17 protein-coding genes and 1 pseudogene are annotated in these 18,752 nt (G+C 64.8%); 8 read left to right on the forward strand and 10 right to left on the reverse strand.

Features of this window, described 5'->3' with window-relative positions:
• Nucleotides 1-642, reverse strand: coding sequence for a Vgb family protein (locus ABID26_RS12370; protein WP_292303156.1), 642 nt, complete (start codon nt 640-642; stop codon nt 1-3).
• Between the two features lie 32 nt (nt 643-674).
• Entirely contained in the window at nt 675-1,895 is a 1,221-nt protein-coding gene (locus tag ABID26_RS12375) for a helix-turn-helix domain-containing protein (protein WP_292303155.1), read from the reverse strand.
• A 160-nt stretch (nt 1,896-2,055) separates the two neighbouring features.
• Between ABID26_RS12375 and ABID26_RS12380 the strand changes: the two genes are divergently transcribed.
• From ABID26_RS12380 to ABID26_RS12390, 3 genes are all read left to right on the forward strand, one after another.
• Complete coding sequence (locus ABID26_RS12380) at nt 2,056-2,805, forward strand: DUF899 domain-containing protein (protein WP_126100585.1); 750 nt, start codon at nt 2,056-2,058, stop codon at nt 2,803-2,805.
• A 91-nt stretch (nt 2,806-2,896) separates the two neighbouring features.
• Entirely contained in the window at nt 2,897-3,169 is a 273-nt protein-coding gene (locus ABID26_RS12385; protein ID WP_435528566.1) for a hypothetical protein, read from the forward strand.
• Between the two features lie 425 nt (nt 3,170-3,594).
• Nucleotides 3,595-4,677 (forward strand): site-2 protease family protein, encoded by a 1,083-nt coding sequence (locus ABID26_RS12390; RefSeq protein ID WP_292303154.1) that lies wholly within the window; start codon nt 3,595-3,597, stop codon nt 4,675-4,677.
• Between the two features lie 565 nt (nt 4,678-5,242).
• On the opposite strand, the gene ABID26_RS12395 is transcribed toward ABID26_RS12390, so the two are convergent.
• Nucleotides 5,243-5,569 carry a hypothetical protein gene (locus ABID26_RS12395; RefSeq protein ID WP_292303153.1) on the reverse strand — a complete coding sequence of 109 codons (327 nt, stop codon included), beginning with the start codon at nt 5,567-5,569 and terminating at the stop codon, nt 5,243-5,245.
• 105 nt (nt 5,570-5,674) lie between these two features.
• On the opposite strand from ABID26_RS12395, the gene ABID26_RS12400 reads away from it, so the two are divergent.
• Both ABID26_RS12400 and ABID26_RS12405 read left to right on the forward strand, forming a co-directional pair.
• On the forward strand, nt 5,675-7,135 hold the full coding sequence (locus ABID26_RS12400; protein WP_292303152.1) for a phospholipase D-like domain-containing protein: 1,461 nt from the start codon (nt 5,675-5,677) through the stop codon (nt 7,133-7,135).
• A gap of 24 nt (nt 7,136-7,159) precedes the next feature.
• Complete coding sequence (locus ABID26_RS12405; protein ID WP_126100589.1) at nt 7,160-7,960, forward strand: endonuclease/exonuclease/phosphatase family protein; 801 nt, start codon at nt 7,160-7,162, stop codon at nt 7,958-7,960.
• Between the two features lie 36 nt (nt 7,961-7,996).
• On the opposite strand, the gene ABID26_RS12410 is transcribed toward ABID26_RS12405, so the two are convergent.
• From ABID26_RS12410 to ABID26_RS12425, 4 genes are all read right to left on the reverse strand, one after another.
• Complete coding sequence (locus ABID26_RS12410) at nt 7,997-8,887, reverse strand: class I SAM-dependent methyltransferase (RefSeq protein WP_292303151.1); 891 nt, start codon at nt 8,885-8,887, stop codon at nt 7,997-7,999.
• A gap of 64 nt (nt 8,888-8,951) precedes the next feature.
• Complete coding sequence (locus ABID26_RS12415) at nt 8,952-10,010, reverse strand: methyltransferase (RefSeq protein WP_292303150.1); 1,059 nt, start codon at nt 10,008-10,010, stop codon at nt 8,952-8,954.
• A 210-nt stretch (nt 10,011-10,220) separates the two neighbouring features.
• Nucleotides 10,221-12,731 (reverse strand): two-component system VirA-like sensor kinase, encoded by a 2,511-nt coding sequence (locus ABID26_RS12420; protein ID WP_292343748.1) that lies wholly within the window; start codon nt 12,729-12,731, stop codon nt 10,221-10,223.
• A complete protein-coding gene (locus ABID26_RS12425; RefSeq protein WP_354415564.1) occupies nt 12,728-13,783 on the reverse strand; it encodes a cytochrome-c peroxidase in 1,056 nt (351 codons plus the stop codon). The genes ABID26_RS12420 and ABID26_RS12425 overlap by 4 nt, the downstream gene beginning before the upstream one ends.
• A 96-nt stretch (nt 13,784-13,879) precedes the next feature.
• Between ABID26_RS12425 and ABID26_RS12430 the strand changes: the two genes are divergently transcribed.
• Both ABID26_RS12430 and ABID26_RS12435 read left to right on the forward strand, forming a co-directional pair.
• The gene (locus ABID26_RS12430; RefSeq protein WP_292304935.1) at nt 13,880-14,662 is read left to right on the forward strand and encodes a response regulator; all 783 of its coding nucleotides are present in this window, start codon (nt 13,880-13,882) and stop codon (nt 14,660-14,662) included.
• Between the two features lie 42 nt (nt 14,663-14,704).
• Nucleotides 14,705-14,797 (forward strand): annotated as a pseudogene (locus ABID26_RS12435) (endonuclease/exonuclease/phosphatase family protein); the annotation flags it as partial.
• 62 nt (nt 14,798-14,859) lie between these two features.
• Here the strand turns inward: ABID26_RS12435 and ABID26_RS12440 are convergent.
• Both ABID26_RS12440 and ABID26_RS12445 read right to left on the reverse strand, forming a co-directional pair.
• The gene (locus ABID26_RS12440; protein ID WP_126100590.1) at nt 14,860-15,291 is read right to left on the reverse strand and encodes a YybH family protein; all 432 of its coding nucleotides are present in this window, start codon (nt 15,289-15,291) and stop codon (nt 14,860-14,862) included.
• A gap of 207 nt (nt 15,292-15,498) precedes the next feature.
• Complete coding sequence (locus ABID26_RS12445) at nt 15,499-16,023, reverse strand: quercetin 2,3-dioxygenase (RefSeq protein ID WP_126100591.1); 525 nt, start codon at nt 16,021-16,023, stop codon at nt 15,499-15,501.
• Nucleotides 16,024-16,099: 76 nt separating this feature from the next.
• Here ABID26_RS12445 and ABID26_RS12450 point away from each other — a divergent pair, with 76 nt between their 5' ends.
• Nucleotides 16,100-16,717 carry a TetR/AcrR family transcriptional regulator gene (locus ABID26_RS12450; RefSeq protein WP_292304642.1) on the forward strand — a complete coding sequence of 206 codons (618 nt, stop codon included), beginning with the start codon at nt 16,100-16,102 and terminating at the stop codon, nt 16,715-16,717.
• Here the strand turns inward: ABID26_RS12450 and ABID26_RS12455 are convergent.
• On the reverse strand, nt 16,714-18,690 hold the full coding sequence (locus tag ABID26_RS12455) for a BTAD domain-containing putative transcriptional regulator (RefSeq protein ID WP_126102730.1): 1,977 nt from the start codon (nt 18,688-18,690) through the stop codon (nt 16,714-16,716). The two genes, ABID26_RS12450 and ABID26_RS12455, sit on opposite strands and share 4 nt — an antisense overlap.
• Nucleotides 18,691-18,752 lie beyond the last annotated feature (62 nt).

Below are 18,752 nucleotides of genomic sequence, written 5' to 3' on the forward strand. Positions count from 1 at the left end.
TTACTTGCCAGCGTCGGACCCCGGCCGGCGCACGGCCTTGATCTTGCCGCTGCTGCCGCCACCGCAGAAGAAGCAGCCGCCGCCATCGGATTCCAGTCCAGAAACACCGGAGGGCATCGCCACCTCCTGCAGCACGTCGCCCGTCTCGGGATCAATGCGCAGCAAATCACCCTCCTCGCCTTCCCAGGTGGCATGCCAGAGCTCGCCATCGACCCAGGTGACGCCGGTGACGACGCGTTTCGACTCGATGGTGCGGATCACCTTGCCCGTCTCAGGATCGATCTGGTGGATCTTGTGCGCCCTGTATTCGCCGACCCAGAGCGAACCTTCGGCCCAGGCCATGCCTGAATCGCCGCCATTGCCCGGGGCGGGAATGGTGGCGACGACCTTGCCGGTCTTCGGGTCGACCTTGTGGATGCGGTCCTCGGCAATCTGGTAGAGGTGCTCGCCGTCGAAGGCAGTTCCGGCATGCGAGGCGACGTCGATCGATCGCACGATCGCGCCGCTCTCCGGGTCAAGCGCCTTCAGCTTGTCGCCGGTGGCGAACCAGACATTCTTGCCGTCATAGGTGACGCCATTGACGCGCTCGGCGTCCGGAAAGGGCCCATATTCGCGCAGGATTTCGGCAGCGGTTCGTTTCATTTTCGATCTCCATCTGAACAATGGCCGAGAGACTAGTCGCTCGGGAGCGGACCCGGGAGTAACAAGACGGTCGGGAATCCGGTCACCGGCGGCGTCATCCAGCGGCGCGCCCTGCCGCGGCCGACTGCCTGCACCTTATTTGCCGTCGAAAGCTCTTCGAGCGCCCGCTGCACGGTGCGCGCGCTGGCGCCGAGCGCGATCGCCAGCGCCGAGCTCGACCACGACTCGCCGTCGGCCAGGAAGGCGAGCACCGCCCCATGCTCCTCCTCGACAGGCGGCGCCAGCGCCACGACCTCGGCGGCATTCAGCGGCGAAAGCGCAAAGCCCTGGGCGGTCGCGTTGATCTCAGCGAGCGCACTCAATTCGGCGCGCAGCCGCCCCATCTCGACCCTGAGCCGCGCGCGATGCGATTCATCCGCGTGCCTGGCTCTGAAGGCGCGCCTCAGCAGCACCTTGCGCGACGCATCGGCCGGCCAGGCCTCGGCGAGCGCGCGCGCCAGCGCGAACAGCACCGGCCGGGTCGCCAGCGAAACGATCGTATCGGCCTGCCGCACGACATTGCGGCAGGCATCGATGACGAGCGTGCCGGATTCGAGCAGCGCCTCGACCTCGTCGAGCTTGAGCGGCGTGTCCAAACCCTTCGATACGAGCCGCGCGACCGGCACGTTCAAAACCAGCGAAGCGGTTTCGACTTCCGCCCTCAGCGCCGGGATGTTGGCTTCGTAGGCCGCGAGCGCCGCCCGGCCGAGCGCGGCCCGCGCGGCCTTCGTCCTCAGGCGTCGAACCGCAATGCCCGCGGCGGCGAGCTCATGCGCGACGCGCGCGACCGGCGGCAGCGGCGCCGGATCGAAGCCGGCAAGCAGGCGCTCGGCCTCGTCGAGGCGGCCGATCAGGATCAGGCGTCGCGCTTCGAGGCTTCCGGCATAGGCCGCGTTGACCGGGTCGCCATGTCCTTGAAGCGTCGTTCTTGCGGCTCGCAAAGCCTTCTCCGACCAGCCGAGATCGCGCGAGACCAGCGCGATCTCGGTTTGGGCGACGACGCAGCGGGCGCGCGCCACCGCTTCCTTCGGGCTGAAGGCGCGGGCGGCGCTCTTCAGCAGCGCCTTGGCCTTGGCGAAGTCGCCGAGCTGCGCCATCGCGATGCCGCGCAGCGCCAGCGCCGGCGCGTCATCACGCAGCGCGACGCGCTTCAAGGCGCCGAGCGGGTCACCCGACGCCAACGCGCGGCCTGCTGCATTGATCAGCGAGTCCATGCAATGCCCGCCTCAATGTCCGCTTCTGGGCCCGCTTCTGGGCCCGCTTCTAGGCCCGCCGGATCAAATCGCGTCACACTTGTAACTCTCACCATCGCGCCGTCCGGCCCTATGTCTGTCCGCGTCACCCTCAACCAACCGAGAGAATGGGACAAGAGCAATGACCCAGCAAATGCACACACCACCGGTCGTTTCGCCAGAGGCCTGGGAAGGCGCGTATGATGAGATGCTCGTGAAGGAAAAAGCCCTCACCCGCGCTCGCGATGCTTTAGCCGCCGAACGCCGCCGCATGCCGTGGATGCTTGTCGAGAAGGACTATGTGTTCGAAGGCCCGAACGGCAAGGCGAGCCTGCTCGACCTGTTCGAAGGCCGCCGGCAGCTGATCATCTACCGCGCCTTCTTCGAGCCCGGCGTCTATGGCTGGCCGGAGCACGCCTGCCGCGGCTGCTCGCTCGGCGCCGACCAGGTCGGCAACCTCGCCCATCTCAACGCCCGCGACACCACACTCGCCTACGCCTCGCGCGCGCCGCAGGCCGACATCCAGCGGCTGAAGCAGCGGATGGACTGGAAGATGCCCTGGTACACCATCACCGACAGCTGGGACAAGGATTTCGGCGTCGACGAATGGCACGGCCACAACGTCTTCATCCACGACGGCGACCGCATCTTCCGCACCTATTTCGTCAACAACCGCGGCGACGAGGCGTTTGGCACCGTGTGGAGCTATCTCGATGTCACGCCGCTCGGCCGCCAGGAGGTATGGGAGGATTCGCCCAAGGGCTATCCGCAGACCCAGACCTACAAGTGGTGGAACTGGCACGACAATTACGAAGAGGGTGCCGCCCCCGACCAGAGATGGGTCGAGGTTTCGGACGCCGGCGAAGCGGCGTTCCGCAACAAGGACGCCTGAGCGCGAAGCGACTCCGGCGGCGCCAACCGCGCCGCCGGAGCCGATTTTTCCACGAGCATTGAAAGCCCGCCCAGTTGGAATGGTGGATGAGATGAGCACCGAAAACCCGGACCTTGCCATCGAAGCGGCGGACTCCCCTCGCCCCTCCGGCCCGAGCGGCTTCGGCCTCGCCGACTGGCTCTGCCTCGCGGCGGCGCCGACCTTCGCGGTCATGGCGTTGCTCACCGCTGCCTATGGCGGCCAGGACATGATGTGCATGTCCGGGCCCGGAGCCTCCATGCTCAGCGGCATGGTGCCGATGTATCTGCTGATGGCCGCGTTCCACCTGGCGCCGTGGTTGCGGCTGGCGGCGAGGCGGGCGTGAGATTTGTCTACGAGCCCCCGTTCGCCGCCGCGCCGGGATATTTCGTGCTAGCCGCATTGGTGACGACCGGCTTCGGTTTCTTCGAAAGGCGGCTAGCGCCGCGGTATTGAGCATCGCCGGTCCGGCATCGCCTGTTTCGGCTTTGGATCAAGAACTGACGTCGCAGCGGTTCAATCCAGATGTCCGCTTTCGGGCGAAGCGCACCTTCACCCTGCGTCCGACATGAAGGCGCATGGCCGCCCCCACTGCCTTGGGGCCGGAATCAGAAGCGGTTGAGCAGGTCACGAGGAATATCCTACGAAATCCTCTGCACGACAGGCGGCCGGAGCCATGCGCTCGATCGAATGACCAGCCACTTGACGCGACTGCAAACGGGGGCATGCTCGGCGGGCGTGGCCTGCTTCCCGACCCGACGGAGTCACATCATGCAGTGGTCCTACCCGATCCTCCGTGTCGGCGGCACCGAGATCCGCATCCACCTGACTTTCCTGCTACTGCTCGCCTGGATAGGCATCGCCTATTTCCAGGAGGGTGGAACCTCGGCTGCGATCAAGGGGGTCGGCTTCATCGGCGCAGTGTTCGCCTGCGTGGTATTGCATGAGCTCGGCCACGCCGCTGCCGCTAGTCGCTACGGCATCCGAACTCCCAAGATCACGCTCTTGCCGATCGGCGGCGTCGCGGAGCTGGAACGCCTACCCGAGAAGCCGTCGGAAGAGATCGTCGTGGCGCTCGCCGGCCCGCTGGTCAATGTCGTCATTGCCTTTCTCCTCGTCGTCGCGCTCGGGACCACCGTCGGTCTCGACGCGCTGACGTCGATGGATAACCCGCATGTCGCGTTCGTGGCTCGCCTCGCCGCCGTCAACATCTGGCTGGTCCTGTTCAACCTCATTCCGGCCTTTCCGATGGATGGCGGGCGCGTGCTGCGCGCCTTGCTCGCCACGCGCTACAACCGCGTGCGCGCGACGGAGATTGCAGGGACTGTTGGCCAGTTCGCCGCCTTCGCCTTCGGCTTCATCGGTCTCGTCGCCGGCAACGTGCTGCTCATATTCGTTGCGATCTTCGTCTACCTCGCTGCCACTGCGGAAACCCAGGCGATGGGGCTCGAGGCAGCGGCGCGTGCCGTTAACGTCCGTGACGTCATGATCAGCCGGTTCGAAAGCCTGCCGGCGACCGCGACTCTCGACGAGGCGGCACAGGCCCTGTTGCGCACGACGCAACACGAGTTCCCGATCGTCGACGGTGACGGCAAGCTGCGCGGCGTGCTGACGCGTGACGGGCTCGTCGCCGGCCTGCAGCAGCGCGGCGGTCAGACCCCTGTGATCGAGGCAATGGCCGCAAATATCCCGGTGGTGCACGACTATGAGAAGCTCATCAAGGCGCTCGAACCCCTGAAGAAGGGAGCTGCACCTGCCGTCGGCGTGGTGGATGCCAAGGGCCGTTTGGTCGGCTACATCATCATCGAAAACATCGGCGAGCTCATGCTGCTGCGCAGCGCCGTCGCAAGCTGACAGATCTCGGCCGGGCCGCGGTGTGTGGATATACGGCTAGCGCATGAGATTGCACATGCGCTGGCTTCCGCAGGGGCGGCTCGACGCTGGATATTCTCTCGCGAGATGGCGCGGGCTGAAGGTCCCGCGAGTTTTGGGCTTTTGCGGGCAAGGCTGATTGACGCCGCCTTCTCGGTCTTGCGGCGTTTGAACTAAGGACCGCGTAGTTTTGCCCTGGTACCGTCTCGCGGCCTGTCGACCTTCAGCCATTTCCACACTGCCTTTTGTGCGAGTTTCGAAGCACAAAGGGCGAACATGGAGTAGCGGCTTATGTGTTTTCGCCGTCAACGGCTCTGGCTCGGTTCTGCAACTCCGATCGCCCGAGACCCTCAAGGTCCCTGATCATAGCGCGGATCGCGGCATTCGCTACGTCCAGCGCCGGTTTGTCGACTCCGTGCCTCTACGCCGTTCCGGGAGTTCGCGTGCTCCTTTCGTCCAGAGACACTGATCCGCAGGCCGGACGTTACCCCGGCGGCTATCCATTCTGGCCAGCCGGCGCGCGTCGCCGGGCGATCGTTGGCGTGGCCTAGAGCGGCTTCACCAGGAGCGGAACGCCCCTCTGCGGACCGGATGCATGTAGCGATGAAACACCCAGCGACAACCAGTTCCGTTCGCCGCCGCCCGTTTTTGAACTTGCTCGCGATGCCGGCAGGTAGGATTGCGGCGCCGAAAGTCCTGTGATGGCGCAACCATGACCTACAGTGTTGTCGCAGACGATGTTCGCTTTTCGGGCGGCGGCAAAGCCTATCTCGACTACCGAGATGGGCGCGAAGCGGGCGTGCAGCGCGCCCAGGAAATCCGCGAGTATCAGAAGCTGTTCAACAATGTCAGCTCCACTGCCCAGAACGGACATACCGCACCTACTTTCTCGCTCCGGACCGAACCCGCTGCGTGCCTATCGTGCGCGCCTTGACCTACCGCATTGCCTTCCGCGCCCGCCCGCACAATAGTCGGGCCGATGTTGCAGACGATAGCGAGTCACTGGTCTACGCTTATTCTCGCCCTGTCCCTGGCGATGGCGGCGGTCGGCATCGTCCATGCCATCATGACGAAGGAAGACGTGCGCGCCGCCACCGGCTGGGTCGGCGTGATGCTTTTGTCGCCCTTCCTCGGCGCGATCATCTACGCCATCGCCGGCATCAACCGCATCCGCCGCGCGACGATCAGCGCCATGCGGCCGGTCACCGGCGAAGCCGCCGAGGCAAGGCACGACCGCGACGTGGCCATGGAGGCGTTGATCAGCGCCCAATACGGCCAGCGTTTCATCGGGCTGAAGACGCTGGGCGACAGGGTGGCGCGACGCCAGCTCAGCTCCGGAAACACCATCGCCGCGCTTGAAACCGGCGACGAAGCGTATGCTGCGATGTGCCGGGCGATCGACGGCGCGCAAAAAAGCGTGCTTCTCGAGACCTATATCTTCGACAACGACGCGGTCGGACAGATGTTCGTCCAATCGCTCTCCGGAGCGGTCAAACGCGGCGTCACCGTGCGCGTGCTAATCGACGCCGTCGGCGTGCGCTATTCGGTGCCCAGCGTTCTCCACCAGCTGAAGGAAGCCAACGTCGCCGTCGATCTCTTCAACGGCAAAATCGTCATGGGGTTGAGACTTCCCTATGCCAATCTCAGAACCCACAGGAAGATCCTGGTCGTCGACGGCACGGTGGCGTTCACGGGAGGCATGAACATCCGCAAGGGATTCTCGGCCGAATTCGCCGGCTCCGACAGTTCCAGGGATACGCATTTCGAGGTTACCGGACCGGTGGTGGCCGACCTGTTCTCGGTCGCCGCCGAGGACTGGCGCTTCGCCGGCAACGAAGCGCTGAAGGACGATGTCTGGCAAGTCGAACGAACCGCGCCGCCGCCCGGCCAGCCGATGCTGGTCAGAGCCGTGGCGACGGGGCCGGATGCCTCGAACGAAACCAACCACAAGCTCATGATGGGGGCGTTTTCGGTCGCCCGCAAAACGATCCGCATCATGTCGCCCTATTTCCTGCCGGACCGCGAGCTGATCAGCGCGCTGACCACGGCCGGCCGGCGCGGCGTCGAGATCGACATCGTCGTGCCGGCGGTGAACAACCTTTTCCTTGTCGACCACGCCATGACGGCGCAGTTCGACCAGGTGCTGAAGCACTATTGCCGCGTCTGGCGCCACGAAGGCCCGTTCGACCATTCCAAGCTGATGGCGATCGACGGCGTCTGGGCCTATGTCGGCTCGTCAAACCTCGATGCCCGCTCGCTGAGGCTGAATTTCGAGATCGACATGGAGATTCTGGATGCCGACTTCGCCACCGAGATCGAAGCCCGTATCGGCGCAGCGATCGCTTGCGCGCAACCGGTGACGCTGCAGACGCTGAAGGCCCGCCCGTTTGCCATTCGTGTCTTCGACCGATTGCTGTGGTTGGGATCGCCCTATCTATAGACGAGGAAGACGAGCAGCAGGCATATGGGCAGAAACGGACGCAGCCTTCCGGAGACCGTGCTCCTGTCGATCCGCGGCAGAAAAGCACGCAAGGCGATGTCGACGCCGCGCAAGCGGACTGAAGGCGCCGAGATGGTGGTCGCCTCCTACAACGTCCACAAATGCATCGGCGTCGACCGCAAATTCGACCCCGAACGGACCGCGCGCGTCATCCGCGAAATCAGCCCCGACGTGATCGCCCTGCAGGAGGCCGACAACCGCTTCGGCGACCGCGCCGGGCTGCTCGACCTCAACCGCCTCGAAATCGAAACCGGGCTGGTGCCGGTACCGATCACCGGAAACGGGAAGGCACATGGCTGGCGCGGCAACGTGCTTCTGTTCAAGCGCGGCACCGTGCGCGACGTCCACCAGATCAGGCTGCCGGGCCTGGAGCCGCGCGGGGCGCTGGTCGCCGAAATCGATCTCGACGAGCACCGGACGCTGCGCGTGATCGCGGCCCATCTCGGCCTGTTGCGCCGCTCACGCTCCGAACAGGCCCGCGTCGTGCTCGATATCATGAGCAGCGTGGACGAAAGGCCGACGCTTCTGCTCGGCGATCTCAATGAATGGCGCCTCGGCAACCGCTCGGCGCTCAACACGCTGCACACAACCTTCGGCCCCTCGCCGCCGGCGGTGCCCACCTTTCCGTCGGGCCTGCCGATGCTGGCGCTCGACCGTATCATGGGCAACCGGCACGGCATGGTCTCAGCCGTGGAAGCGCATGACACGCCCCTCTCGCGGGTCGCCTCCGATCATTTGCCGCTGACCGCATTCGTGCATCTCTGACCTGCAGGGCATTTCTCGCAGAGAGGAGATGGCCGCTCAGGCGCCCGCCGCCTCCTGCCATGCCGGCATATTCGTCCATGCGCCGACGAAAGGCGGCGTCATCACGCAGGCTCGCTGCTCGACCGCTTCGCGGCACAGCCGTTCGGCCAGGGTGTCGATCCCGATCTCGTCGGCGGTCGCAATGCCCAGGCGCTCGGCCATCGGCAACAGGCTGCGCAGGGTTTCCGAGATATAGTTGTAGAGCGGCGAGGCCGGTCCGCTGCCGGCGAGACCGGCAGAGATCATCTGCGGCGCCGGGAGCCCCGCGGCAGCAAAGGTCATCGGCAGCCTGCTGCCCATGTCGACCTCGAAACCGGCGCGCTCGATAGTGTCGGAGATCCAGCCGACGCACCGGCTGAACAACAGTCCCTCGGGAAAGCAGCGCGTGAGCGGCATGGCCAGCTCCTGGAAGGCGACGACGCCGCCCGGCCTGACATGGCCGGCAAGCCGCCTGAGCGTCGCGGGCGGATCGGGCAGATACATCAGGACCAGCCGGCCGATCACGGCATCGAAGGTTTCGTCGAGTGCGAAAGCATCGAGATCTTCCGTGGCGAACCGGGTCCAGTAGCATTGCCCGGTTTCGACGGCACGACGCTCCGCTATGTCCACGGCCTCCGCCGAACGGTCGACGCCAAGCACCATGCCGCGAGGGCCGACCAGCTTCCCGGCAAGCAGCGACACATCGCCCACGCCGCAGCCGACGTCGAGCACGCGCATGCCCGGCCGAATTCCGGCCCGGCGCAGCAGGTCTTGCGTAAAGTCGCGGATCAATGCGCCCTGCAATTCCAGCCGCTGCATCTCGCGACTGGAGTAGCCCAGCGCGTAGGGGCGCGGATCGGCTGCACGCGCATCGGCGCTTACGACAGGATTGTTAAGCCTCTTTTCCATGAAATGCCTCCTCTTGGCTGAGAGGTTCTGCTTGCTATTCGTCGACCGGCCCGGTGGACGCCCGTCATTTGATCCCCACGATGATCGAATGGGGACCGGCGAGATGCTCGCAGCGCACCTCGGCAAAACCTGCCTCCCGTACCCAGCCGATGCCCTCGGCGCGGGTATAGTCGAAGCCACCATTGGTATTGACCAGCATGTTGAGGCTCATCAGCAGCCCTGCCGCATTCTCCCGCCGCTCGTCATCGATGATCTGATCGTAGACGATGAGCGCGCCGCCCTTCGGCAGCGCCGAATGAGCCTTTGCCAGCAATTTGCGCTTCACCTCCAGGTTCCAGTCATGGAGGATATGCCCCATCACCAACACCTCGGCGGAAGGCAGCGGCCCGGCGAGGAAGTCGCCGGAATAGAAGCTGAGCCGGCCGCCAAGCGCGTGCCGCTCGACATAGGCCTCGAACACCGGCCGCATCGGCGGCAGGTCGAAGCCGCCGCCGGTGAGATGCGAATGGAGGCGGCCGACCTCGACCGGAAGCCTGCCTTCGGCCGTGCCGATGTCGATGAAAGTGTCGTAGTTCGCCCAGGGAAAGCGACGGGCGAGCGCTTCCGCCGCCTGCAGGCTGCCGCCGGTCATCGCCTTGGCGAACATCGCCACCTTCTCAGGGTCCGAAAACAGCATCTCGAAGAGGTCTTCGCCGTCCTCGGTGCCGTTTTGCGGCTTGCCGGTCCTGAGCGCCTCGGTGAGCGAGCCCCAGTTGGCGTAGAGCCGTTGCCCTGCGCCGGCGAGCATGCCGCCGACATAAGTCGATTTGTTGCAGTCGAGGTAGCGGTCGGTCGCGGCGGTGTTGCGGTAGGCGCCGCCGTCGCGCTCCAGCATGCGCAGCGCCAGCAGCGCGTCGAAGAAGTCGCGCGCGCCGCGCTCATGCAGTCCGAGCCGGCTTCGCAACGTCTCGCAGTCGAGGGGTCCGGCGGCCAGCTCAGTGAAAAGGCCGAGCTCGACAGCGCTCAGCAACGTCTTCGAGGCCCAGAAACCGAGACCAAGCTGCATGATGCCTTCAGGCGAAAGTTCCGCGGCGTCCTTCTCTCCCGCCATCGCTTTCGTCGCCCCGGTGATGCGTGTATCCATGACGGTCCTCCTGCATCCGGGCCTGATCCATTGAATCGGGATAAGGCTCCAGCTGATTGATCGGCCACGATTTTTTCTGATCTAGAGGTTTCGGATCGCGGCCCAGGTCACGGCGGAACTGTCGGGGAAGCCCGCTACGGGCTGATTTCAGGAGGCGGGAGTTTGGTTACGATCGTAACGGGGATGGCAGCCGGCCGGCCGCTGTCGGCGTCAATGCAGATGGCGCGCGAGGCATTGCGCGACCGCGGCCGACAGCAGCGGCTTCTTGATGACTTCGCTGATGCCGGCCGCGGTCAGTTGGCGCGATCTCAGCGGCCGGCCGTAACCGGTCATCAGCACGACCGGCAGATCCGGCCGGATCCGATGCAATTGGCCGGAGAGCTCGATGCCCGTCATCTCAGGCATCACTTCGTCGGTCAGCACCAGGTCGAAGCGCTCCGGATCGGTGCGGAACGCGTTGAGGGCAGCCGGGGTCCGGTCGAATCCGACCGGCTCGTAGCCGAGTGCGGCCAGCATCTCCTCGGCAAGCTGCATGAGCGGCCTGTCGTCGTCGACGACAAGGATCGTCTCGCCGCTGCCGTACTGGATCGGAACGTCGGCGGCCTCATCCTTGTGCGCATCCTCGGCGGCGCGCTCGACCCGCGGAAAATAGATCTCGAACGTCGTGCCTTCGCCGACCTTGCTCTCCACATCCAGCGCGCCGCCGTGAGCCGCGACGATGCCGTGCGCCGTCGACAGGCCGAGCCCCGTGCCCTGCCCCGCCGGCTTGGTGGTGAAGAACGGTTCGAAGATGCGCTCGAGCGTCGCCTGATCCATGCCGCTGCCGCTGTCCCTGACGGCAAGGCGGATGTAGCGGCCGGGAGGCAGATTGCCGTGCGACAGCATGCTGGCCTCCACAGGAGCCGTCGTGTCGAGATCGACCCGCAGCACGCCGCGATCGTTCATCGCCTGCCCCGCGTTTGCGCCGAGATTCATGACCACCTGCTGAAGCTCGGTCGGATCGCCCATCATCACGGCATCGGCGGCGGCAAGATGCGTCTCCACCGAAAGCGTGGCGGGGAACGAGGCGCGCAGCAGGTCGACAGCCTCCGCGACCACGGGCTGCGCGGTCAGCGCGCGATGCCGCCGTTCCCGGCGGCGACCGAAAGCAAGAATCTGCTCGGTGACGTCCTGCGCCCGCTCGCCTGCTTTCATGATCTGCTGGACATAGCGCCGCGCGCGCGAATCCTTGAGCAGCACCGCCAGCGCCATCTCGCCGTAGCCGAGGATGGCGCCGAGGATGTTGTTGAACTCGTGCGCTATGCCGCCGGCCAGCGTTCCGATCGCTTCCAGCCGCTGCGACTGGTTGAGCCTGGCCTGCAGCGCCTCGCGTTCGTGTTCGCTCCGCTCGCGCGCGATGGCATTGGCGAAAATCTCCGCGGCGGTGCGCAAGAGCGCGATGTCGTCGTCGGTCCAATGCTTCTCATGGGTGACGGCGTCGAGAGCCAGGAAGCCCAGCCGCTCGCCGCTATGCCACAGCGGAATGCATAGCCAGGATCGAAGCCGCCAGGCCCGAAGGCGCTCCTTCTCCAGGCCATCCGGAAGATCGCCGACGCGAGGAACCGAGATGCAGCCCTGCAGCTCGTTGTCCGTGAGTGTCCAGCGCGAGGCGAGTTCGATCATGTCGTTCGCCGAACGCGCCGGCACATCCACGCCCCGGCGGCGATAGGAATAGCCGCCGGACGGTCCGACGTCGCCCGCGCGGCTGACGACGATCTGCGCTCCGTCGAGCCCAGACTGGGCCACCAGACGCGCAAGACCCTCGCCGATATCGGAGCGGATGCGGTCGCGCGGCAGGTTGATGAACTGGGACGAGATCGATGCGATCAGGCGCTCGAATTCCAGCCGCTCGCGCAGGATTTGCGCGTTGCGGCGCAGGCGCGCGAGCAGATAGGCCACATAGCCCACCAAGACCAGCGCGGCGATGTAGAGCAACGTCTGGAACAGCGCCGCCCTCGCCGCCACGCGCCCATGCGCCGCAAGATAGGCGTCCTGGAGTGCGCGGGCCCGCTCGCCCGTCGGCGCGGCCTGCAGGCGCGAGACGAGACCATCGACCTCGGGGAGTCTCGACACGATGAGCTGGCCGTGGGAGCCGAGCGACTGGACATCGCCCGCACGCGCGGTGTCGATCGAGGGGCGCTCCAGGCGGTCGAGCGCGGCGGTCACGGCCTTTGCCTCTTCCGGCTGGGGATCGCCGATGAACCGCGACATGGCGATGGTCAGGGCTCCGATCTCAACCGTGCGAAGGCCGTTGCCCTCGGACGCAAGCCGACCGCTCATGTAATTGAAATAGTTCAGGGAATTCTGCAGTAGCGCGTTGACCGACTTGAACGTCTCGACAAGCGTCTCCTCGTCGCGCACCGCAGCGATGACCCCGGCCACGCGACGGTCGATGTCCGCCCGCGCATCGCCGCTTGCGACGTCGCGGGCGGCCGGCAGGGCCAGCGTCGCCTCGTCCAGCCTGTCGATCGAGCGGACGAGCGGGTCGTAGTCGTGCAGCAGGCCCGTCCGCGCCCTCAGCACATCGCGCTGGAGCGCGGCGTTATAGAGAATGACGGTCCTGAGAGCGTCGAGGGTACGCTCGTGGCGCGCGGCATCGGGCGCCGCACCCTGCACCAGAAGATAAGTGAGCACGATGAGCAGGCAGGCGACGACCGGCGCCAGGATGGGGAGCGATTTCATGGTTGCGGGCGCTCGGCTGCGCTGGTCAATAGGCGCCCGCGATAACGACCGGTCAACGTGCCGAGGAATTCGACGATGAGGTCGGCATCATGCGGATCGAGCTCCCGGCCGAGCTGGTTGCGCGCCATGATCCTCACCGCTTCGCCAAGGGATGCAGTGCGGCCGTCGCGAAAATACGGAGCCGTTACCACGACATTGCGCAGGCTCGGAACGCGGAACACGTGGCGGTCGGCTTCGACGCCGGTGATGGCGAAGCGGCCGAGATCGGCCGTCGTGACGGTTTTCTGGACGGCGAAGGGATCCTGGAAGATGCCGAACTTCTGAAACAGGTTGCCGCCGATGTTGACGCCCTGGTGGCAGGCGACGCAGCCATAGGCCTTGAACAGCCGATAGCCCTGCGACTCGTCGCGCGTGATGGCATTGCGCTCGCCCTTGAGATAGCGATCGAAACGGGCATCGGGCGTGATTAGCGAGCGCTGAAAGACGGCCAGGGCGTCGAGGACATCAGTCCGTGCAGGGGCGGCGCCGTAGAGCTTCGCGAACCGCTCGGAATAGCCGGGGTCCGAGCGCAGTTTCGCCAATACTTCCTCCCAGCTCGTATTCATCAGCCTCCTGTCGAGCAGGGCCGCCTCGTTCTGCTCCTCGAAGGAGCGAAAATTGCCGCGCCAGTTCAGCCGGAAATCGAGTGCGGCGTTGAAAACCGTCGGCGCGTTGAAATCGAGCCGGCCGCCATCCTGCGCCACGGAGCGAGCCTGGCCGTCGTCGCCGCCGAGATCGAGCCGGTGACAGGAACTGCAGGTGAGCCGGTCGCCATGCGAGAGCCGGGGATCGTTGAAGAGGCTTTCGCCAAGCGCGACCCTGGCAGGGTCGGAAGCTTGAGCGTCCGCCAGCGGAGCGATCGGCTCAGTTGCCTCGGGAGCGGGCCGACCGCCCTGGATCCATGCAAAAGGGGCGGCCATTGCCAGGCAGAGCGGAACCAAAAGCCCCGCCCGAACCTTACCAGTCTGCTTATGCGCCATCGAATGAGCCTTCGGGCGGGCCAAGTAGATCATCGGCGCTTACCAATAAATCGCCGAAAATCGATGTTTAATGACGTTCTATAAAAGCAACGGCCAGGCCATGGGTTCCATGCTTGCGGACGGTGCGACATGCCAGCCGAACGGAACACGCGTCTCGAAGAACAGGCAGAGGGCAGGATAAAGTCGGGAGCGGCGGGACGGCATATCCTTGTCGTCGACGACGACCCCGACATGCGCGCCATGCTCGCCAACTACCTCGAGGGCGAGAACTTCAGGGTCAGCGCCGTCGCCGACGGCCGGGCGATGTCGCGCGTCCTCCACGAAAGGACCGTCGACTTGATGATCCTCGACATGAAGCTTGCCGACGAGGATGGGTTCGACATCATGCGGAAACTCGGCAGCCCGCCGGAAGCGCCCATCATCATCATCACCGGCCACAGGCGTGACGAGGTGGATCGCGTCGTCGGCCTGGAACTTGGGGCGGACGACTACATAACCAAGCCCTTCAGCCTCAGGGAACTGCTAGCGCGCGTTCGCGCCGTGTTGAGGCGGTCGGGCGCGACGACGCAACGGCATGCGCGCGGCAAGAAGCATAAACGCTACCGCTTTGCCAGGTGGGAACTCGACATGCGCACGCGCCGCCTGACGTCGCCTGCGAGCGAGGCGACGCCGCTGACCGCGGGCGAGTTCAACCTGTTGGCGGCATTCCTGCAGTCGCCGCAGCAGATCCTCAGCCGCGAGCAGCTTCTTGCCGCAAGCAGGATACACGACGAGGAGGTGTTCGACCGCAGTATCGACGTGCAGATCCTGCGCCTGCGCCGCAAGCTGGAAGCCAACCCGAGCGAGCCGAAGCTCATCATTACCGAACGCGGCGCCGGATACGTGTTCGCGGCGGCGGTGGAGGTGATTTGAGAGGTCGGCGGGGCAACAAGCGTCGAAGTAGCGATCCTTTGGAACGGCATGGTCTCAGCCGTGGAAGCGCATGACACGCCCCTCTCGCGGGTCGCCTCCGATCATTTGCCGCTGACCGCGTTCGTGCATCTGTAGCAAGGTAGAGGCGCAAACTGCGGCTCTCATCGAGTAAGACCCAGACGGGTCCGGCAACCCATCTACTCTCCGACTATGGACGCCGGCGGGCGGGCTGAGGTTATCGGATCGGCATGACGAAGGACGATCCTCCACGCGCCTTCTTCCCGCCGGAATATGGTGGTGACCCGAAGCGCAATCGGCACCAGTTTGTCGCCACCACCGACTTTGGATCGGAACCGCTCGATCTCGATGGTGTATCCCAAGTCCGCCGTCGCGTACTCGGAGATGCGCTCAAAGCCGGTGGCCTCGCCGTCCCGGTAATTGGTGGCAGCCCGTTCCATGGTCGCGGCGGCCTTTTCCCACCCCTTCGCCGGCGGCCCGAACGGATTAGCGATAATGACGTCATCCCGTCGCGAATAGAGAGCTTTCAGAGGTTCAGGATCGCCCTTCACAAAGGCATCTAAAGCGAGATGATCCTGCTCGATAAATTTCTCAAGGTCAGAGGCTAACATCTTAGCGCCCTCAGATGATCGGAAAGAGAACTTTATTCGAAAAATCGACCCCCCGCTCGCGCTATCTCACGTCCTGGCGCTTCTGCCCGTCAATGAGTTCACGTCTAGAGCGGGATGCATACGTAATGAAGGTAGCATCCCGCTCTATCTGTTTGCTTTAGCGGCATTTTCTGCGACGCCAAGTGATCGACTTGGCTGCAAAATGCTCTAAGCGCCGGCCGCTGCATGGCTGGCCGTAGGTGCCATCGGCGGCCCGACGATTTCGGCCCCATAGCGGGCGCTCACACGCTTCAAGGCCTCGATGTCGGGCGGCGTCGCCGGCGGTAATCCTTCCGCCTCGGCCGGCCGTCCGCCGTCGATGAAAACCCCTTCACCACCGCCAGGCGTCAGCAGCGTCAGCATCCGCACAGGCTTGTCGCCTTCGACCACGAATGTGTGGGGAACGTTTCTCGGCAGGAACACGAATGAGCCCGCGGTCGCCCGGAAGGTGCGATCGCCGCATTTCATCGTCAATTCCCCCTCTAGCACGTAGAAGGACTCGTCCTCACAGCGATGGATATGCAGCGGCGGCGAGAAACCCGGCGCGATGAGCGATTCCAGCAGGCCGAAGCCGCCTCCGGTACTGGCCTCGGTGGCCTTTACCGTCATGCGGTTCCTCAGAAACCAGATTGCTTCTCCCTCGCCCGGCCCCAGGAAACTGGCTTCGGCGGCGGTTTGGTTGGAGATTGTCATGAAAGCCCCCTTTCAAAGAGTCTGATATCATATTGCACTCTTGTGCAATTAATGCACTTCGGTATACTCAGCTCGTATGAATGTCAATCCGCACCCCCGCGCCGCACAGAAGCGTCGCACCCGCAAAGCGATCGTCGATGCGGCGATCGCGCTGCTCGCCCGCGGCGAGACGCCAACCGTAAACGACGTCGCCACCGCGGCGGACGTCTCGCGGCGAACCGTCTATCTCTACTTCCCGAGCTTCGATCAGTTGCTGCTCGACGCGACCGTCGGCGCGCTCGCCCAAGCGTCGGTCGATCGCGCCATCGAGCAGGCGAGCGACGATGGCGAGGCCCGCGTGGAGCATCTGGTCCGCGCGCTGCATCACGTCAGTCCCGAGATCGAAAAGCTCGGCCGCTCGCTGATCAAGCTCACGGTCGATGGAGAACCGCCGGCGGAGGGCATGCCGCGCCGCGGCTATCGCCGGGTCGAATGGATCGAGTCCGCTTTGTCGCCGTTGCGGGATCGGTTGGACCCGAAGCGCTGGAACCGGCTCGTCGGCGCGCTTGCCATGGTGATCGGCTGGGAGGCACTGATCGTCCAGCGTGATGTCTGCGGCCTCGGCGCCGCAGAGGGCGAAGCCCTGTCGTTGTGGGCGGCAAACGCACTTGTGCGGGCCGCGCTCGAGGATGAGCGCGATGCTGGCGCGCCCTAGGAATTGGGAAGGCCGGCTCTCGCCAGCATTTCGAGGAACCGGGCGTGATGATCGTCCCGCACGTAGCGCGGCAGGAACCCTGGGCAGACATTTTCGAGGTTGAGATGGGGCAGTTGCGACAGGCAATGATGGATGGCGCGTGAGGCTTCTTCATTGTTTCCGGTCGCCGAAGCCGCGGCCGCCCAATAAAGGGCGCCGCGGACGAAACCCGGCTTTGTCCTCACCACCCTGCGGGCGACTTCGAGCGCCCGGCGGTCGTCGCCGCCGGCGAAGAGCGCCACGGCCAGACCATGATGGCGCCAGAAGTCGATGACGTCGAGCGCGCCGAGCCGTATCGCTTCATTGGCCTCGCGCAGCGCCTCGCTCACCTGGCCACGCAGGCCGTAGAGCTCGCCGAGATCACCGTGGCCGCTCGGATAGCTCGGGTTGAGGCTGACCGCATGACGGCATTCGACGATCGCCTCGTCGATCCGGCCATCGCGCAAATAGGCAAACGACAGGATGCAGCGGGCGATTTCATCGTCCGGCACGGCCCTTACCGCGTCCTCGGCAAGCCGGATCGCGTTGTCGACATGCTCCCGCTTGCCTGGCAGCGCGCCGAATGCAAGGCCCATGGTCGTCGCGATGGACAGTGTCCGCTTTGCCCGAGCATTTTCGGGCGCAATCGACAGGGCCTTCTCGGCGAGTTCCTTCGACACCAGGAGCGAGTCCCGGGTCATCTCGAAGTACTTCATCAGAGCTTCATTCACCAACCTGCGCACTTCGGGGGTGCCCGCCGGGCTCTTGTCGCGGACCTTCCAGTTGGTCAGTTGAAGCTCGAGGCTGACCGCCAGCACAACTGCCTGCGCGATCCTGTCCTGGAATTCGAGCGCATCCTCCGAGTGGCCATCGAATTTCTGCGCCCAGACATTGTGGCCATCGGCAGCGTCTACCAACTGAACGTTCACCCTCAGTTCGTCCCCGGACCTCTGGATGCTGCCGTTTAGCATGTAGCGGGCCCGCGGGGCTGCCGACGCCTTGGATTCCTTGCCGTCCTCCTTAAGCGGCGGGAGCCCTGAGAGCACGACGTAGTCGGCCACCTCGGAAAGCGCCGTGGTTATGTCATGGACCAGACCCTTGGCGAAAAAATCGTCGCCGCGCTCGCCCGTCAGATTCACGAACTCGGCGACCCCGATGGATGGACGGCCGAGACGCTGAACGGCAGCAACGCTATTTGCCGATTGCTGACTCGACGAGGCATCGGCAGCAGAGATGGATTGCCAGAGCGCTCGTGTCTCCGGGCCGACGTCGACACCGAATTCCTTCTTCAGCACGCTTCTGCAAGCCTCGAAGGTTCGCAGGGCCTTGTCCCGCCGGCCGCAGGCAATGAGCAGTTCCATTTTCAGCCGATAGGATTCCTCTCGCGTCGGTTCCATGGCCAGAATTCGATCGGCCACGACCAGTCCACTTTCGGCGTCCACGAGGCGGGCGAGCTTCTCAAAGGACTCAAGCGCACGGCCGAGCAGCCTTTCGCGCTCCGATGCCGCCCAATCATCAAAAGCATTGCTGCCCAGGTAAAAACCGTCGAGAAATGGACCGGTGTAAAGTGCTAGGGCCGTTTGGAGTTCCTGGGCGGAACGGGCCAGCAGACCCGTCTCAAAATCCTCCACGTCAACCCGCACCGCACCCGGCGCAAGGCCGATTAGCTCCTTGCGGGAATGGACGAGATCCATGCCTGCTCGCGACAGATCCCGGCGCAGGACGCTGAGCGTTTGCCGCAGACTGTTGCGCGAGTGCTCGCTGTCGCTATCGCTCCACAAGAGGTCAGCCAGCCGCTCCCGTGGTGCCGCCATGCCCGGACAGCGGGCGAGATAGGCGAGGATCGCTGAACCTCGCTTTCCGGTCAGCCAGACGGGACCCCCGGCTTCCTTTTCAATCTGGAAACCACCGAAGAGTGAGACTTTACTGCCGGCGACGCCTGCCCCATTTCGCATTTGCTTGAACAGCTTTTCAGAATGACGAAATTCTAACTCAAAACTAACGCAACGGAAACTCC

It is taken from the genome of Mesorhizobium shonense (assembly GCF_040545255.1).
Classification (GTDB): Bacteria; Pseudomonadota; Alphaproteobacteria; order Rhizobiales; family Rhizobiaceae; genus Mesorhizobium; species Mesorhizobium shonense.

Bases quoted from the DNA above. Each gene is read 5' to 3' on its own strand.
- ABID26_RS12370 (WP_292303156.1), bottom strand. From the start codon at position 642: ATGAAACGAACCGCTGCCGAAATCCTGCGCGAATATGGGCCCTTTCCG.
- ABID26_RS12375 (WP_292303155.1), bottom strand. From the start codon at position 1,895: ATGGACTCGCTGATCAATGCAGCAGGCCGCGCGTTGGCGTCGGGTGAC.
- ABID26_RS12380 (WP_126100585.1), top strand. From the start codon at position 2,056: ATGACCCAGCAAATGCACACACCACCGGTCGTTTCGCCAGAGGCCTGG.
- ABID26_RS12385 (WP_435528566.1), top strand. From the start codon at position 2,897: ATGAGCACCGAAAACCCGGACCTTGCCATCGAAGCGGCGGACTCCCCT.
- ABID26_RS12390 (WP_292303154.1), top strand. From the start codon at position 3,595: ATGCAGTGGTCCTACCCGATCCTCCGTGTCGGCGGCACCGAGATCCGC.
- ABID26_RS12395 (WP_292303153.1), bottom strand. From the start codon at position 5,569: ATGTCCGTTCTGGGCAGTGGAGCTGACATTGTTGAACAGCTTCTGATA.
- ABID26_RS12400 (WP_292303152.1), top strand. From the start codon at position 5,675: ATGTTGCAGACGATAGCGAGTCACTGGTCTACGCTTATTCTCGCCCTG.
- ABID26_RS12405 (WP_126100589.1), top strand. From the start codon at position 7,160: ATGGGCAGAAACGGACGCAGCCTTCCGGAGACCGTGCTCCTGTCGATC.
- ABID26_RS12410 (WP_292303151.1), bottom strand. From the start codon at position 8,887: ATGGAAAAGAGGCTTAACAATCCTGTCGTAAGCGCCGATGCGCGTGCA.
- ABID26_RS12415 (WP_292303150.1), bottom strand. From the start codon at position 10,010: ATGGATACACGCATCACCGGGGCGACGAAAGCGATGGCGGGAGAGAAG.
- ABID26_RS12420 (WP_292343748.1), bottom strand. From the start codon at position 12,731: ATGAAATCGCTCCCCATCCTGGCGCCGGTCGTCGCCTGCCTGCTCATC.
- ABID26_RS12425 (WP_354415564.1), bottom strand. From the start codon at position 13,783: ATGATCTACTTGGCCCGCCCGAAGGCTCATTCGATGGCGCATAAGCAG.
- ABID26_RS12430 (WP_292304935.1), top strand. From the start codon at position 13,880: ATGCCAGCCGAACGGAACACGCGTCTCGAAGAACAGGCAGAGGGCAGG.
- ABID26_RS12440 (WP_126100590.1), bottom strand. From the start codon at position 15,291: ATGTTAGCCTCTGACCTTGAGAAATTTATCGAGCAGGATCATCTCGCT.
- ABID26_RS12445 (WP_126100591.1), bottom strand. From the start codon at position 16,023: ATGACAATCTCCAACCAAACCGCCGCCGAAGCCAGTTTCCTGGGGCCG.
- ABID26_RS12450 (WP_292304642.1), top strand. From the start codon at position 16,100: ATGAATGTCAATCCGCACCCCCGCGCCGCACAGAAGCGTCGCACCCGC.
- ABID26_RS12455 (WP_126102730.1), bottom strand. From the start codon at position 18,690: ATGCGAAATGGGGCAGGCGTCGCCGGCAGTAAAGTCTCACTCTTCGGT.